At 60.9% G+C, this 14,506-nt stretch carries 14 protein-coding genes, 3 tRNA genes and 1 riboswitch; of the genes, 8 read left to right on the forward strand and 9 right to left on the reverse strand.

The features are described from left to right. Nucleotides 1–19: 19 nt before the first annotated feature. Together DB032_RS04335 and DB032_RS04340 are read right to left on the reverse strand one after the other, a co-directional pair. Nucleotides 20–808, reverse strand: a complete 789-nt coding sequence (locus tag DB032_RS04335; RefSeq protein WP_107798397.1) for an enoyl-CoA hydratase-related protein — start codon at nt 806–808, stop codon at nt 20–22. 30 nt (nt 809–838) lie between these two features. Continuing rightward, on the reverse strand, nt 839–1,627 hold the full coding sequence (locus DB032_RS04340) for an alpha/beta fold hydrolase (protein ID WP_107798398.1): 789 nt from the start codon (nt 1,625–1,627) through the stop codon (nt 839–841). Between the two features lie 648 nt (nt 1,628–2,275). Here DB032_RS04340 and DB032_RS04350 point away from each other — a divergent pair. Continuing rightward, on the forward strand, nt 2,276–3,454 hold the full coding sequence (locus tag DB032_RS04350) for an ABC transporter ATP-binding protein (RefSeq protein WP_107798400.1): 1,179 nt from the start codon (nt 2,276–2,278) through the stop codon (nt 3,452–3,454). 114 nt (nt 3,455–3,568) lie between these two features. Continuing rightward, nucleotides 3,569–4,858, forward strand: coding sequence for an FAD-binding oxidoreductase (locus DB032_RS04355; RefSeq protein WP_107798401.1), 1,290 nt, complete (start codon nt 3,569–3,571; stop codon nt 4,856–4,858). 55 nt (nt 4,859–4,913) lie between these two features. Here DB032_RS04355 and DB032_RS04360 read toward each other — a convergent pair whose 3' ends face one another. After that, complete coding sequence (locus DB032_RS04360; protein ID WP_107798402.1) at nt 4,914–5,165, reverse strand: hypothetical protein; 252 nt, start codon at nt 5,163–5,165, stop codon at nt 4,914–4,916. A 95-nt stretch (nt 5,166–5,260) separates the two neighbouring features. Here DB032_RS04360 and DB032_RS04365 point away from each other — a divergent pair, with 95 nt between their 5' ends. The 3 genes from DB032_RS04365 (at nt 5,261) to DB032_RS04375 (ending at nt 8,285) form a co-directional block, all read left to right on the forward strand. After that, nucleotides 5,261–5,650 (forward strand): DUF1289 domain-containing protein, encoded by a 390-nt coding sequence (locus tag DB032_RS04365; protein WP_107798403.1) that lies wholly within the window; start codon nt 5,261–5,263, stop codon nt 5,648–5,650. A 33-nt stretch (nt 5,651–5,683) separates the two neighbouring features. Next, nucleotides 5,684–6,265, forward strand: coding sequence for a methyltransferase domain-containing protein (locus DB032_RS04370; protein WP_158274233.1), 582 nt, complete (start codon nt 5,684–5,686; stop codon nt 6,263–6,265). 199 nt (nt 6,266–6,464) lie between these two features. Continuing rightward, nucleotides 6,465–8,285 carry a methyl-accepting chemotaxis protein gene (locus tag DB032_RS04375; RefSeq protein WP_107798405.1) on the forward strand — a complete coding sequence of 607 codons (1,821 nt, stop codon included), beginning with the start codon at nt 6,465–6,467 and terminating at the stop codon, nt 8,283–8,285. 65 nt (nt 8,286–8,350) lie between these two features. Here DB032_RS04375 and DB032_RS04380 read toward each other — a convergent pair whose 3' ends face one another. The 6 genes from DB032_RS04380 to DB032_RS04405 form a co-directional block, all read right to left on the reverse strand. Further along, nucleotides 8,351–8,920 (reverse strand): TMEM165/GDT1 family protein, encoded by a 570-nt coding sequence (locus tag DB032_RS04380; RefSeq protein WP_107798406.1) that lies wholly within the window; start codon nt 8,918–8,920, stop codon nt 8,351–8,353. 1 nt (nt 8,921) lies between these two features. Then, nucleotides 8,922–9,104, reverse strand: a riboswitch (yybP-ykoY riboswitch). Nucleotides 9,105–9,142: 38 nt separating this feature from the next. After that, nucleotides 9,143–9,598, reverse strand: coding sequence for a large conductance mechanosensitive channel protein MscL (gene mscL / locus DB032_RS04385; RefSeq protein ID WP_107798407.1), 456 nt, complete (start codon nt 9,596–9,598; stop codon nt 9,143–9,145). A 74-nt stretch (nt 9,599–9,672) separates the two neighbouring features. Then, complete coding sequence (locus tag DB032_RS04390) at nt 9,673–10,521, reverse strand: DMT family transporter (RefSeq protein ID WP_107798408.1); 849 nt, start codon at nt 10,519–10,521, stop codon at nt 9,673–9,675. Between the two features lie 89 nt (nt 10,522–10,610). Then, nucleotides 10,611–10,686, reverse strand: a tRNA-Asn gene (locus DB032_RS04395). 27 nt (nt 10,687–10,713) lie between these two features. Then, nucleotides 10,714–10,789, reverse strand: a tRNA-Asn gene (locus DB032_RS04400). A 34-nt stretch (nt 10,790–10,823) separates the two neighbouring features. Next, a tRNA-Asn gene (locus tag DB032_RS04405) sits at nt 10,824–10,899 on the reverse strand. Between the two features lie 195 nt (nt 10,900–11,094). Between DB032_RS04405 and DB032_RS04410 the strand changes: the two genes are divergently transcribed. From DB032_RS04410 to DB032_RS04420, 3 genes are all read left to right on the forward strand, one after another. Next, entirely contained in the window at nt 11,095–12,132 is a 1,038-nt protein-coding gene (locus DB032_RS04410; protein ID WP_107798409.1) for a folate-binding protein YgfZ, read from the forward strand. A 102-nt stretch (nt 12,133–12,234) separates the two neighbouring features. Next, nucleotides 12,235–12,540, forward strand: coding sequence for an H-NS family nucleoid-associated regulatory protein (locus DB032_RS04415; protein WP_048414938.1), 306 nt, complete (start codon nt 12,235–12,237; stop codon nt 12,538–12,540). 166 nt (nt 12,541–12,706) lie between these two features. Next, entirely contained in the window at nt 12,707–14,413 is a 1,707-nt protein-coding gene (locus tag DB032_RS04420; RefSeq protein WP_107798410.1) for a hypothetical protein, read from the forward strand. Nucleotides 14,414–14,506: the final 93 nt, after the last annotated feature.

The raw sequence follows: 14,506 nt of genomic DNA on the forward strand, positions 1-14,506 counted from the left end.
CGCCGTTCCCCGCCGCGTGTTAATCCATCCACGAGGGCTTGCGCGTTTCCAGCATGGCCTGAACGCCCTCGCGGCCTTCCTCGCTCAGGCGGATGGCGACAATGCGCTGGATGCAGATTTCCATGCCGTCTTCCCCGACGCCCAGGCCGGCGATGTCGGCCAGCAGCCGCTTGGCTTCCAGCATCGCCGCCGGGCTGTTGATCAGCAGATGGTTGATCAGGAAGTCCACCGCCATGTCGAGCTCATCGCTTTCCACCACCTGATGCACCAGCCCCAGGCGTTTGGCCTTGCCGGCGTTGAAGCGCTCCGCGGTCATGAAGTAGCGGCGCGTCGAGCGCTCGCCGATGGCGCGGACCATATAGGGCGCCACCAGCGCGGGGATCACGCCCAGCTTGACGTCGGAAAAGCTGAACAGCGCTTCGGAGCTGGCGATAGACACGTCGCAGCAGGCGACCAGCCCCGCGCCCAAGCCGAAGGCGGAGCCCTGTATTTTGGCGATGGTGGGCTTGGGCAAGGTGTCCAGCGTGCGCAGCAGCTTGGCCAGCAGGCGGGCGTGGCGCTCCAGTTCCTCGCGGCCGAAACCGGCCATCCGTCGCATCCAGTCGATATCGTGGCCGGCGGAAAAGCTGATGCCGCTGCCGGTCAGCACCACGGCGCGCACGCTAGCGTCTTCGGCCAGGGTTTCCAGCGTCGCGGTCAGCAGGCCGACGCTGCTGTCGTCCAGCGCGTTCAGCAGTTCCGCGCGGTTGAGGGTGATGGTGGCGATTCCCTTTGAATCAACGGCAAGCAAAACGGACTCGGCGGTCATTCGGTTCTCCTTGTTCTGATGATGGGCGTTTCAGCCGTGGCCAAAACGGATAATGCTGCGGACAAAGGCGTCCGCGGCCTCGATGTGCAATACATGGCCGGTGCCCGGCAGAATTTCCAGCTGCGCGCCGGGCAGCCGTTCGCGCAATAGTTCGGCTTGATACAAGGGCGTCAGGCGGTCTTCGTCGCCAACCAGTATATGGCAGGGCATGCTCAGCTCGTGCAGCCAGGTGCGCGCGTCGTGCTCGGTGACGCCGGCGATCAGACGTATCACCGCGTCCCAGTCCACCATGCCGGCGATCAGCTTCATATCGTCGAGCATGGCGGCGTTGCTGGCGAGAAATCGGCTGGAAAACAGCCAGGGCACGCTGACCGCGTAACGCAAATCCAGCCCGCCGCTGCGGTTGGCCGCAATCCAGCTGTCGCTGATATGGTTGTTGACGCTGTCGGCCCAGGCCAGCGTGGCGGCCAGCAGCAGCCGCGACACGCGCTCGGGATGACGATGGGCGAAGTGCTGCGCCACCATGCCGCCGTAAGACAAGCCGGTGAGATAGACCTCCGCAATGCCCAAATGATTCAACAGACCGGCGGCGAGGTCGGCTTGTTCGCTGAGCGGATATTTGTCGCCGCCGGGGCGGTCGCTTTGGCCTTGGCCGAGAAAGTCGAAGCGCAATAGCTGGAAGTGCGGTTCCAGTTGCGGCTGCAGCAGGGCCCAGGCGGCGGTGGACATGGTGATGCCGTTGAATAGCGCCAGAACTTGGGCGCCCTGTCCGCTGAGTTCGTAATAGACCTTGTGTCCGGCGATTTCGGCATAGGGCATGGCGGTATTCCTTTGGTCAGGCGTTGCGCGGCGTCAACATGCATGCTTCATTCTAGAGCGCGTCGGCGTTTGCGGGGCAATTTGCTGGCGACGCGGACGCGTGGCGAGGACGCGGCGCTGCGCGCGCCGATTCGCCAGTGGTGGAAAAGGGTAAAGTGTTTGACGAATTAAACAATGATGGTGGGGTTTTCGCCGCCGGCGTCTTAGGGGAAAGGGCCGGGTTTTCGCGTTTGACCGGCCAGCCTGGGTGAGGCGCGCGCGCCACAGAGGCGATAAATTTTCGAGAGCGTTTGCACTAGATATTGTCAAATTTATTAAACGTGGCATAGGCTTCTGTTCAAGACTAAAACGACAAAGGCGCTCGCCGTCGTCGCGGCCGCCGGGCCGTGTTCGCATTAAGCGCCGTACAGAGGAGACATCATGTTGGCAATAGGCACGGCGGTGGCGGCATGGCCACGCGCTCTCGCGGCGGGACCGCCGGCCGGCGCAGGACGCCGGACGGATTCTTGAACCCATGCGCGCGGGCCCAGGCCGGCGCGATCATCCAGCAAGGCATTCGATTGCCGCCGCGCCGCCTCGAGACGAGGCCTGCGCGGCGGACGCAGCCGGCCCGCGCCGCTGCGGAATTGCAATAGAGGGAACGACTCAATGACGCAAGCTATTGCCGCCAAACCGGCCCAGGCCGCTTTTTCCGCCCACAACGCCCAGGCCGCCGGAACCCAGGCCGACGCCGACAAGGCTTATCTTCGCATTGCCGGCGTACTGAAAAAGTTCGGCGATCATGTCGCGGTGGATCATGTGGATCTGGATATCCGCAGAAATGAAATCTTCGCCCTGCTAGGCAGCTCCGGCTGCGGCAAGTCCACCTTGCTGCGCATGCTGGCGGGCATGGAGACGCCGACTTCTGGCCGCATCATCCTGGACGGGGAGGACATGCAGGGCCTGCAGCCGTACGAACGGCCGGTGAACATGATGTTCCAGAGCTACGCCTTGTTTCCGCACATGACGGTGGAGCAGAACGTGGCGTTTGGCCTGAAACAGGACAAGGTGCCGCGCGAGGAGATCGCGGAGCGGGTGGGCAAGATGCTGGATCTGGTGCAGATGCGCAAGTACGCCAACCGCAAGCCGCATCAATTGTCCGGCGGCCAGCAGCAGCGGGTGGCGCTGGCGCGCAGCCTGGTCAAGCGGCCCAAGCTCTTGCTGCTGGACGAGCCTCTGGGCGCTCTGGACAAGAAGCTGCGCCAGCAGACCCAGCTGGAGCTGGTCAATACCATCGAACAGGTGGGCGTGACCTGCATCATGGTGACCCATGATCAGGAAGAGGCGATGACCATGGCCAGCCGCATCGGCATCATGAGCGAAGGCTCCTTGCTGCAGGTGGGCACCCCGTCCGAAATTTACGATTACCCCAGCTGTCGCTTCACCGCGGAATTCATCGGCGAGAGCAATATTTTCGAGGGCGCGGTGGTGGTGGACGAGCCGGATCTGGTCGAAGTGCGCTCGCCGGAGCTGGGCGGGGACATCCGCATCGACCACGGGATTACCGGCCCCAAGGGCATGCACGTCTGGGCCAGCATTCGGCCGGAAGACGTGAGGCTGGACATCAAGCCGCTGCCGGCGGGCCCCAATGTCGCCGCCGGGGTGGTGGAGGACATCGCCTATCTGGGCAGTTATTCCATCTATCACGTGAAACTGGCCAGCGGCAAGGTCGTCAAATCCGTGGTGCCGTCTTCGCGCTGGTATGATGCGGGCGAAACCGCGCCGACCTGGGGAGATCCGGTCTTCGTCAGTTGGCGCCAGGATGTACCGGTGGTGTTGACGCGCTAGCGCCCACGCACGCACCGCAGCGGATGCCGCATGGCATCCGCTTTTCTTCTCTTCCCCGAGGCGTTTGGTCCGCCCGGCTTTGGCCGCCATTCCTGTTTTCATTGAGAGGTCTTCATGCTTAGCTTTGCCCATCAGGCTCACGCTCCATCCTATTACGCCGCCACCGCTCTGCCCTGGGAGCCCGGGGCGGCGCTGGAAGGCGTCGTCGACTGCGATGTCTGCGTGGTGGGCGGCGGGCTGGCGGGCTTGTCGGCGGCGCTGAATCTGCGCGAGCGCGGATTCTCCGTGGCGCTGCTGGAGGGCGCGCAAATCGGCTTCGGCGCCTCGGGACGCAACGGCGGACAGGTGATTTCCGGATTCGCTTGCGGCGTCGACACGCTGCGTGCGCAATTGGGCGACAGCCTGGCCAAGCAGATGTGGGACATGTCGGTGGAGGCGGTGGACATCATCGAGCAACGGGTGAACCGGCACGGCATCGATTGCGATTGGCGGCGCGGCTATGTCAGCGTGGCGGTCAAGCCGCGGCATATGCAGGAGTTGGAGGACTGGCAGCGAGAGGCGGCGCAGGCCTATGACTATGGCGGCATGCAGCTGTGGGACCGGGACGAACTCAGGACCCGGCTGGCCAGCGATCGCTACCAGGGCGGGTTGTACGACCCGCGCTCCGGCCATCTGCACCCATTGAACTACACACTGGGCCTGGCCCGCGCCGCGCGCGAGGCGGGGGTGGCCATTTACGAGCAAAGCCCGGCGCTGCATCTGAAGCGGGGGGCGCGGCCGCAAGTGGCGACGGACCGGGGCGTGGTCAATTGCGACCAGCTGGTGTTGGCCTGCAATTCCTACATCGGCGCGCTGGTGCCGGAGCTGGAACGGCGTATCATGCCGGCCGGCACTTATGTGATCGCCACCGAGCCCTTGGGGAAGGAGCGGGCCGAGGCCTTGATCGCCAACGATATGGCGGTGTGCGACACCAATTTCGTGCTGGATTACTATCGTCTGTCCGCCGACCACCGCTTATTGTTCGGCGGCAAGGTCAGTTACTCCGGACGCGAGCCGGCCCATTTGGCCGACGGCATGCGCAGCGATATGCTGCGGGTGTTTCCGCAACTGGCCGACGTCAAGATCGACTATGCCTGGGGCGGTTTTTGCGACATCACGGTGAACCGCGCCCCTGACTTTGGCCGTTTGGACGGCAATGTCTATTATCTGCAAGGCTTTTCCGGGCACGGCGTCAACATCACCGGCCTGGCCGGCAAGGTGGTGGCGGAGGCGGTGGCCGGAGACGCTTCGCGCTTCGACCTGTTCGCCAAGATTCGTCATAATCCCTTCCCCGGCGGCAAATGGCTGCGCACGCCGGCCTTGGTGCTGGGCATGGCTTATTTCCGGATGCGGGATTATTTATAAGCGGGCGTCGTCGCGCCGCGGACCCTGGGCAGCCTTCGCGCTGCCTTTTTATTTTTCAGGTGGGGTCCAGATAATCGTAGCCGCCCCAATCCAACGCGTAGGCGGTATGGTTGTCCGCGGTGCGGACGGGTTTGAGCAAGCCGTTTTGCTGCATGTAGACTAGGTGCTCGTGAACGTCGGCCGCGCTGTATTCGCCGCCGGATTCGCGCGAGAGCGCCTGAAACAGTTTGTGTTCGTCCAGATACTGGATGTGCATGGTCTGCAGCAGGCGTAAGGTGCGGAAAATCAAGGTTTCATTGCGGGTCATGACAGCGGATATTTTATTTTTATGACTATTCATTTATCTGACACTTTAGTTTGGCGCGTCAAGAAATATGACATTATTGTTTCAAGGGCCGGGGCATGACGACGGAGCGCCCTGATTCGCCTTGCATCGCCGTGTGTTCCACCGCGGTGGGCGACGATATCTGCCGCGGCTGCGCGCGCAGCTTCGACGAGATCTCGCAGTGGTGCTTCATGGACGCGGAGGAGCGGGAGCGGGTGTGGTTGCAGCTGCCGCTGCGTCAGCGCGGATTGAAGATCGCCGCGGTGTTCTCCTGCCTGCCGGAGCTTCATCAGGGCGAGGACGGGGGCGAGTGGATGAGCGTGCCCTGCCTACCCTTGTGGTTCCGCATGGAGGGGAACTGCCTGCGTTGGCTGCGGGCGGGAGAGCCGGCGTGTCAGCGCGATTGCGCCGGCTGGAGTCCGGCGCAGGTGGCCGCCTTTTTGCGCGAGCAGGCGGGCGTTGAATAGAACGAGGGGAAGGCGATGGCGCAGGACAGTTCTTTGACCGAGTTTTGGGATGTGCGGTATCGCGACGGCGTGACGCCTTGGGAGGGCGCGCGGCTGAGTCCGGAGGCCCTGGCGTTTTTCCAAGCTCAGCCTGCCAGTCGAATCTTGCTGCCCGGCTGCGGCAGCGCCGGAGACTTGCCCCTGTTGCTGGACTGCGGCCATCAGGTGCTGGCCGTCGATTTCAGCGCGCAGGCGGTGGAGATCGCTCGCGCGCAGTGGCCGCAGGCGGCCGCCCATATCCGGCAGGCGGACTTTTTCGCCGTTGAGGAAACGCCGTCTTTCGACATGGTGTTCGAGCGGGCCTTTCTCTGCGCGTTGCCGCCCCGCCTGCATGCCCGCTATGCGGAAAAGATGGCGCGCTTGTTGCGCCCCGGTGGCGTGCTGCTTGGAGTGTTCTTTATTGCGGACACGTCGCGCGGCCCGCCGTTCGGCTTGGGCATGCCGGCCTTGAGCGCTTTGCTGGAGCCGGCTTTCGTGTTGGAGAGCTGCGTGCCGCAGGCGGAGGGCGTGCCGGTGTTTGGCGGTCGGGAGTGCTGGATGGTGTGGAGAAGGCAACACGGAAACGGGGATTTGTAATACATTGACATGGCCTATTTGATGATAATCAATAGTCAGCCAACTATTCCAAAAACAAGGCCGCTATCGCTTAGCATGGCTGACTGAAGTCAATAAACAACAATAATTCTAGATAACAGCGACGGGCGGGCCCGAAGCGCCGGAGGGCGCGGGGCCGGCACCAGCCGCTGAACGGGATTGCGGAGCAAGAGGAGAAGTCATGCAGTGGTTCTGGCGCGTGTATACCCTGGTGGAAAAGACTTTCTGGGATACGTTGACCAAGAAATTGTGCAGTTTCTTTTTCATCAGCGTGTTTCAGCTGGGCATGGTGGCTTATGTTTATTATGTGCTGGAAAACATACGGAGTTCGCTGAAAGGGCAGGTCGCTTCGCCCCAGGTGTTGGCCGGCATCGAGTCCAGCATCGACGGCGCGCTGTTTTGGACGATGGGGCTGTGGGTGGTCAGCGTCGCTTTCATCGCCTTCATGGTCTGGTATCTGCGCTTTCTCATCGTCAGACCGCTGAAAATGATTATCCGGATTTTCAATGAAATCGGCGCCGGCGAGGGGGATCTGTCCAGAGACATTCCCACCATCACCCATGACGAAATCCGCGAATTGTCGCTGTCGTATAACCGTTTCCTGCTGAAAATGCGCGAGATCATCAGCAATGTGCGGCTGATGACGGTGCGGATCGCGATGGATTCGGCCCGCACCCGCAAGAACGTGGTCGAATCGCTGGAGGGCGCGCGCAAGCAGGATCAGCTGGCGACGCAGGTCCGGGCCGCCAGCGATCAGAGCACCGAGGGCGTGGGCCAGGTCACTGAGCAAACCCAGGCGATCTCGTCCACCACGCTGGCCAATCTGGATGTGGCGCGGGAGTCCTACGCCGAACTCAAATCCGTGGCGGAGAGCATCTACGGCATCAACCAGAAAGTGGGGCATTTCAATCACACGGTGGATGATCTGAGTCAGCGCTCCTCCAGCATCAAGACTATTGTCGATCTGATCAAGGACGTGTCGGACCAGACCAATCTGCTGGCCTTGAACGCCGCGATAGAGGCGGCGCGGGCCGGCGAGAGCGGACGCGGTTTCGCCGTGGTGGCCGATGAGGTGCGCAAACTGGCCGAGCGAGTCAAAAAGGCCACCGACGAGATTTCGCATAATATCGACGGCATGTTGGGGCTGGTGTCGGAAACCCAGGTGGAAACCGCGCAGATCACCGAGGACACCAAGTCGGCGCGGGAGATCGTCTCCAAGGCGTCCGACCATTTCAGCAAGATGATGGGAGACTTCGAAACCACGGCGAGCAGTCTCAGCCAGATCGCCGCCACCATGTCGGAGTTCGTCGCCTCCAATGGCCAGGTCAATCTGCATGTGGCGGAAATCCACGAACTGGGCCATCAGGTGACGGACCGTCTGAACCATACCGAAGACTCGGCCACCAAATTATCCGGCGCGGCGGAGCAGGTGCAGCAATTGGTGGCGCGCTTCATTCTGGGCGAGGGCGAGTTCGACCAGATCATGCAAACGGCCCGCGAGGCGCGGGATGAATTGCAAACCATGATGGCCGCGCAACTGGCCGCGGGCGTGGCGCTGTTCGATCAGAACTACCAGCCCATCGCCGGCGCCAAGCCGGCCAAGTTCCGCACTCAGTACGACGCCAAGCTGGAAAAACTGATGCAGCCGGTGTATGACCGCGCCGCCAAGTCCGTGCCCGGCGGCGTGTTCTGTCTGGCGGTGGACACCAACGGCTACGCGCCGACCCACAATAGCTGGTATAGCCAGCCCTTGAGCGGAGATGCGGCCAAGGACCTGATCAACAGCCGCGACAAGCGCAAGTTCGCCGATGCCGCCGGTTTGCGGGCCGCGCGCAGCACGCAGTCTTTCCTGCTGCAGACGTATACCCGCGACACCGGGGAGGTGCTGTCGGAAGTGGTGCTGCCCATCATGTTGTCCGGCAAGCATTGGGGCGGCTTCCGCCTGGGCTTCAACCCGGAGCAGCTGTTGGAGGCGCTTGGGCGCGGAGCTACCCGGACTTGAAGCGCCGCAGGTCGGCAGGAAAGCAAAACGGAGGCCGCGGCCTCCGTTTTGTTTTGAGCGTTGCCTCAGATCTGCAACGGGCTTAGCAGGGTGATAATGCCCAGGCCGGCGAACAAGAGCGCGGCAACGGTGTGCACCAGTTTTTGCGGCAGCTTCTTCGCGGCCACCTCGCCCAAGAGCACCGCGGGCACATTGGCCAGCATCATGCCCAGCGTCGTGCCGGCCACCACCAACAGCAAGGCCTCGGGAAAGCGCGCGGACAGCGCGACGGTGGCCAGCTGCGTCTTGTCGCCCATTTCCGCGATAAAGAAAGCGATACAGGTGGTGCCGAACACGCCGAAGCGCTCCATGAGCCGGCTGTCTTCATCCAGCTTGTCCGGAATCAGCATCCAGCCCGCCATGGCGAGAAAGGAAAGACCCAAGCCCCAACGCATGAAGTCCGGTCCTATCTTGCTCATCAGCCAGTGACCCACCGCGGCGGCGGCGAAATGATTGAGCAAGGTGGCGACGAAGATGCCCAGAACGATGGGCATGGGTTTGCGGTAGCGGCCGGCCAGCATCAGGGCGAGCAATTGGGTTTTGTCGCCGATTTCAGCCAAAGCGACGATGCCGGTGGAAATAAGGAAGGCTTCCATGAAAACTCCGGGGGCTGCGCATACGCCATGACAAGCCCGCGCCGCAGCCCCGCGTTGCGCAGACATGTCATGGGTCTTGCCAAACGGAAGTTTTCGTCGCATGCGCCATGGCCGTGATGGCCAAGCCTGTTGACGCATGCCGGCGCTGAAAACCGCGCCGAGGCTACTCCCCCAGAACCAGCCGATTCTAAATCAGTTGGCGTAGCGGGGCAATCTCCGCTCTTAGAGTTGAGACGTGCACTGCGGGCATCGAGAAGCTTTTTCCGGAATGCTGGACACGCAGAACGGGCATTCCTTGGTGGCGGGGGCCGGTGCGGCGGCCGGTTCTTCGCGCTTCAGCCGATTGATGGCCTTGACCAGCATGAAGATGGCGAAAGCCACGATGGTGAAGCTGACCATGGCATTGATGAACAGGCCGATATTCAGCGTGACGGCGCCGGCCTGTTTGGCCGCGGCCACGGACACATAAGGCCCAAGCTGTTTGCTGCCTTCTTTTAGCACGAAGAACATATTGGAGAAATCGACGTTGCCGATCAACAGGCCGATTGGGGGCATGATCACATCGTCGACCAGCGATTTGACGATGGCGCCGAAAGCGCCGCCGATGACGACGCCGACCGCCAGATCGATGACATTGCCTTTCATGGCAAATTCTTTGAATTCTTTAATAATGGACATGGTTGGCCTCTGTTTAAATAGCGTTAAGCATTATAGGACATTCGGCCGCCGTCGCTCCACCGCGGGTCTTTCTTTCAGGCGGCTGAGCGTGAGCGGACGGGCAGGCTGCCAAGCAAGGCGCCGCCAAGAATGAGCACGATGGCGGTCAGAGCGACGGCGTTCAATTGACCCTGGCCGCTGCCTATCAGCAGCAAGGTGGACAGCAGCGGCGTGGCGTAGGACAGGGAGCCGATCTGCCTGGGGTCGCCTTCCTTCAGCGCGCGGTCCCATAGAAAGAAGGCGCCGCCCATCGGCCCGATGCCGAGCAGGATCAGGGCCAGCCATTGGCCGGCGCTGGGGGCGACGCTGGGTTCGAACAGGGCGTGACACAGCAAGGAGAGCAGGCCGGACAGCAGGCAGAAGCCGCCCACCGCGCTATTGGGAAAGCTGGGCAGCCTGCGGGTCAGCAGGCTGAAGGTGGACCACACCACGGCGGCGCCGATGGCGAGCAGATAACCGGCGAGATGGCTGCTGGACAAGGCGAGCTTGCCCCCGCTGACGATCAGCGCTGCGCCGCTGAAGCCCAGCGCACCGGCCAGGATGTGGCGGCCATGCAGCACGGTGCCCGGCACCAGGATGGGGGAGAGCATGACGATCAGCAGCGGCCACAGGTAATTCAGCAGATTGGCTTCCATCGCCGGCGCGTGCCGAAACGCGAAGAACAGCAGGAAGTGATAGCCGAACAAGCCGTAGATCCCCACCAGCAGGGTGGGCGCCGGGACTTTCCAGTCGCGGTAATGGCGCAGGCTGAGCAGGCTGCCGATCAGCAGGCAGACGCCGACGACGAAGAAAGGGGGAAGCGAGCGTGTTTGAGCGCCAAGCGCGGCCAGAGAGGCCCAGAGCAGGATGGCGCCCCCGGCAAAGGCAATCGGTCTGGAAATCATTATTATTCCAATGGGGAGGGTGGGCCGATTGTAAAACGGAAGCGAAAATGGAAAAAGCCACAATCCGGAGATTGTGGCTTTTGAAATTTTGGCTCCCCGAGCAGGGCTCGAACCTGCGACCTGCGGATTAACAGTCCGTCGCTCTACCAACTGAGCTATCAGGGATCATAATGCGGTGATGCGGGCTTGTTTTGGCTCCCCGAGCAGGGCTCGAACCTGCGACCTGCGGATTAACAGTCCGTCGCTCTACCAACTGAGCTATCAGGGAATGGAAAACAAGCAATTCTCAAACTGGGCCGGAGTGGCTCCCCGAGCAGGGCTCGAACCTGCGACCTGCGGATTAACAGTCCGTCGCTCTACCAACTGAGCTATCAGGGATTTGAGTGAGGGCGAACTATAGCTTCAGCCTGTCGGGCTGTCAACACTTGCGCGGCTGAAAATCGCTTGCGTCTGTCGGGCGGCTTGGACGTGGCGTTGACGCCCGCAATTCACCGCTGGCGAAGGGAGGCGGCGGCGCGTTAAAATTTCGTTTGTTGACAATGCGGGAATAGCCGCGTTTTTGAGGTGGGTTAAATGAATCTGGACGGTAAGCTCAGGCTGGATGCGCGCGCGGAGCGGGCAAATAAAGATGCGGCGGAAATGAATGTTCATTTGCGGCAGTTGGAGTCTTTGCGCGCAGGCGCCGCAATATCGGTTCTGGATAAGCATAAAATCATCCAGGTGGCGGGAGAGGACGCGGAGGCCTTTTTGCAAGGGCAGCTTTCCAGCGATGTGCGGGAGTTGTCGGACGAAAGCCATGCCCAGTACAGCAGTTACTCTTCAGCCAAAGGACGAATGCTGGCCAGCTTCCTGGTTTGGCGGAGCGACGGCGTTTATTGCCTGGCGGTGTCGGCGGATCTGGCCGAATACGTGGCCAAGCGCCTGAGCATGTTTGTCTTGCGCTCCAAGGTGAAGGTATCCATTGCGGATAATCTGACCTTGATTGGCCTTGCAGGCGCGACGGCGCTGAATACGCTGGCCATTGAGCCGGCATTGGCGGCAAGCGTTGGGCCGCGTGAAATGATTCGAGTTGAATTGGGCCTGTTGATAGGCCTGCCCGGGGCGGGCTGGGTGCTGGCGGTGGATGAGGCCGGCGCAGAGCAGCTTGGCGCAAGGCTGACGGAGGCGGCGAGCCTGGTGTCCTCCGGCGTTTGGGACTGGCGGGATATTGACGCGGGCATCCCTTGGGTCAGTCTGGCGACTCAGGAGCAGTTTGTGCCGCAAATGGCGAATATGGAATTGATTGGCGGGGTAAGCTTTAAGAAAGGCTGTTACCCGGGGCAGGAAATCGTCGCCAGATCGCAGTATTTGGGGAAAATGAAGCGCCGCATGTTCAAAGTGGCATTTAAACAGCCGCTCGCCATCGGCGCCAAACTCTATAGCCCGTCCGTGGCGGGGCAGTCGATTGGCATGGTGGCTGCGGTTTGCCAAGTGGCGCCGGATCAATATGAAGGCTTGGCCGTGGTTCAATTTCAAGCCTGGGAAGAAGGTATTTACGCTGACGAGGCATACACAATAAGGCTTCAACAACTGGAGCTGCCCTATTCCTTGAATGAGGGGGCTGAGAATTAATTGATAATTTCTGTTTTGTTTCCTTGACTTGAGTGGAAAGGCTTGGCTACATTATCATCTGTAACGCACCACTACTCTTACAATATATTTGGGAACATGCTAATGGAACTGTCGAAATTGGATTTTACTCAGCTGGTGGCTCTGCGCGCCGATGTCGAAGCTGAAATCAAGCGCCGCGAAAGCGAAGAAAAGTCCAAAGCCAAGAAACAAATCATTGAACTTGCTCGCGCTTATGGTCTGAGCGTGGAAGAAGTGCTGGGCAAAACCGGCGGCGTGCGCAAGCCGGTGGAAGCCAAGTATCGTCACCCGGCCAGCCCGGAGCTGACTTGGACCGGCCGCGGCCGTAAGCCGGTGTGGGTACAAGAGTGGATCTCCAGCGGCAAAGCTCTGGACGCTCTGGCTATCTAAGCAAACTGCGGGTTTGCAATGAATTTCGAAAGCGCCTGTCATGGGCGCTTTTTCTTTGTCCGACGGCCAGCGGGCCGGCTTGCGGCTTGCTATAAATGGATGTAGCGTTCAAGCTGTTTCGCGTAGTGATTGAAATGTGCTGACATTGTCTTGAGAGTGGGCGGCTATGCTGGATTTTTTTTCAAGAGGGGCTAAAGGTCGCTCCGACCCGTTGGCCAGCGCGGAAGCGGCCAGGGAGTTCGTGGCGGCTTTGAAGAAGGAGCATGGGGCGGCCGCGCATGAGCGCGTGGTGGCCTTGCTGTCGCCATTGGAGTTGGATTGGCACAATATCTCGGTGGATCGCGTCGAGGCGCTGCTGGCGCTCAATCAAGAGACCGAATCGCTGCACGAAAACCTCTGCGCGCAATACTTGCTGAATACGCGCATGCCCAAGGCGCTGGAAGCGCAATTGCGAAGCCAGATACTGGCGTACGGCAAATGCTTCATCGATAGTTATCAGCATGTGCTGACGGTCGACGCCGATTCCGTTGAAGGCGCCAAGGTGCTGACGCTGCTGCCCATCGTGCTGTCGCGGATGATGTTCTATCTTGGCGAGCATGCGCGTTGGCATTGGGTTCGAAGCTTTAATCCGGAAGAGGCGTTTTGGCTGGGGGTCAACCAGCTATATTGGTTCGCCGAGCATCATGGTTGCGATTCCGTGCCGGTGTTTCTGTTCGGCGATGGTCAGCCTGCGACGACGGTTCAGGATCAATTCCTCATCTTGCATATGCTCGCCGTGTTGACCGGGGGCAATCTCAGCGCCAGGCAATTGCACTTCGCCTATCAATTGCTGCAAGTGCTTAGCAACCGTATGTCATTAACCCGGGCTTGCGCGGAACATTCGAGTTTTGTGGTCTCTTTAAAAGGACCGCATCCCGCGGCAAGAGCGTCGGGCGGCCTGGTGGACGAAGCCGCGCGCTACTGGGGGACAACGGATCTGGTCGAAATCCTGCACGGCTGGAGCATTGTATTGGACGCCGGCAGAGTGCCGCCTGAAATTAAACGCATGATGGAACCGGGCATAGACGCCAATACCTTGCGCGCTTTGATGCGGGAGTGGGCCCCCCAGCAAATGCGTTTTGAAAGGGCGGAGCGGGTGCCCGTTTCCGGGCAGAGCATAGAAGTGGCGTATCGCCTGCCCGTGCTGCACCGTTTGATTCGGGTCGTGGACGAGGCCAAGCAAACGGGCGCGTTGGAAGACGGTAATTTCGATGATGCGGCCAATATCCGTATTTATGGCTTCGTTACCACCAGGAAGCGGGACAAGGGCGCGCCGATGCCTGGGCTTGCCTTGGGCGGGGAGGCTGTTTCTCAGCCGGCAAAAGAAGAGTTTTCGCGCTGGGAAGTCGACAACGTCAGCCAAACCGGATTGGGTGTGACTTTGGGGGCGATGGGGAACGAATGGGTGGGCCTGGGCGCCTTGATCGGTTTTCGCGAGAAATCGGTGGATGGCTGGAGTCTGGGCGTGGTGCGCCGAGTGAAGCGTAATTCGGCGGATCAGATCTACCTCGGGGTTGAAACCCTGAGTAGAAGACCGGTGGCGGCTTCGCTGCGGCCAACCGATGTAAGGCTGATCGATCCCACGCTGCCGCCTGAACAGGTTTGGCTGGCCGGGCATATCGCCTTGTTCGTGCCGTGCCAGCGCTCGGGCAAGGTAGTGAACGCCTTATTGCTGCCGCTATCCTTATATGTGTTGGGCAAGGAGTTCTACATGACGGCCAAGGGCAAGCATTTCCAGCTCTCCCTGGGTAAGGTGATGGATAAGGGCAGCGATTGGTGCTTGATCGAGGTGGAATTGGTCCAGGCTTTGGAAAAGTTGCCGGTTATGCCGTGACTTTCCATCATTAAAGGTGAGATTGAGAACGGGCCGAAGCTAAGCTTCGGCCCGTTTTTCATGCTTCGGCGGGGCGGTTGAGGCGTGCCGGCA

The organism is Chromobacterium sp. Panama (genome assembly GCF_003052555.1).
Lineage (GTDB): Bacteria > Pseudomonadota > Gammaproteobacteria > Burkholderiales > Chromobacteriaceae > Chromobacterium.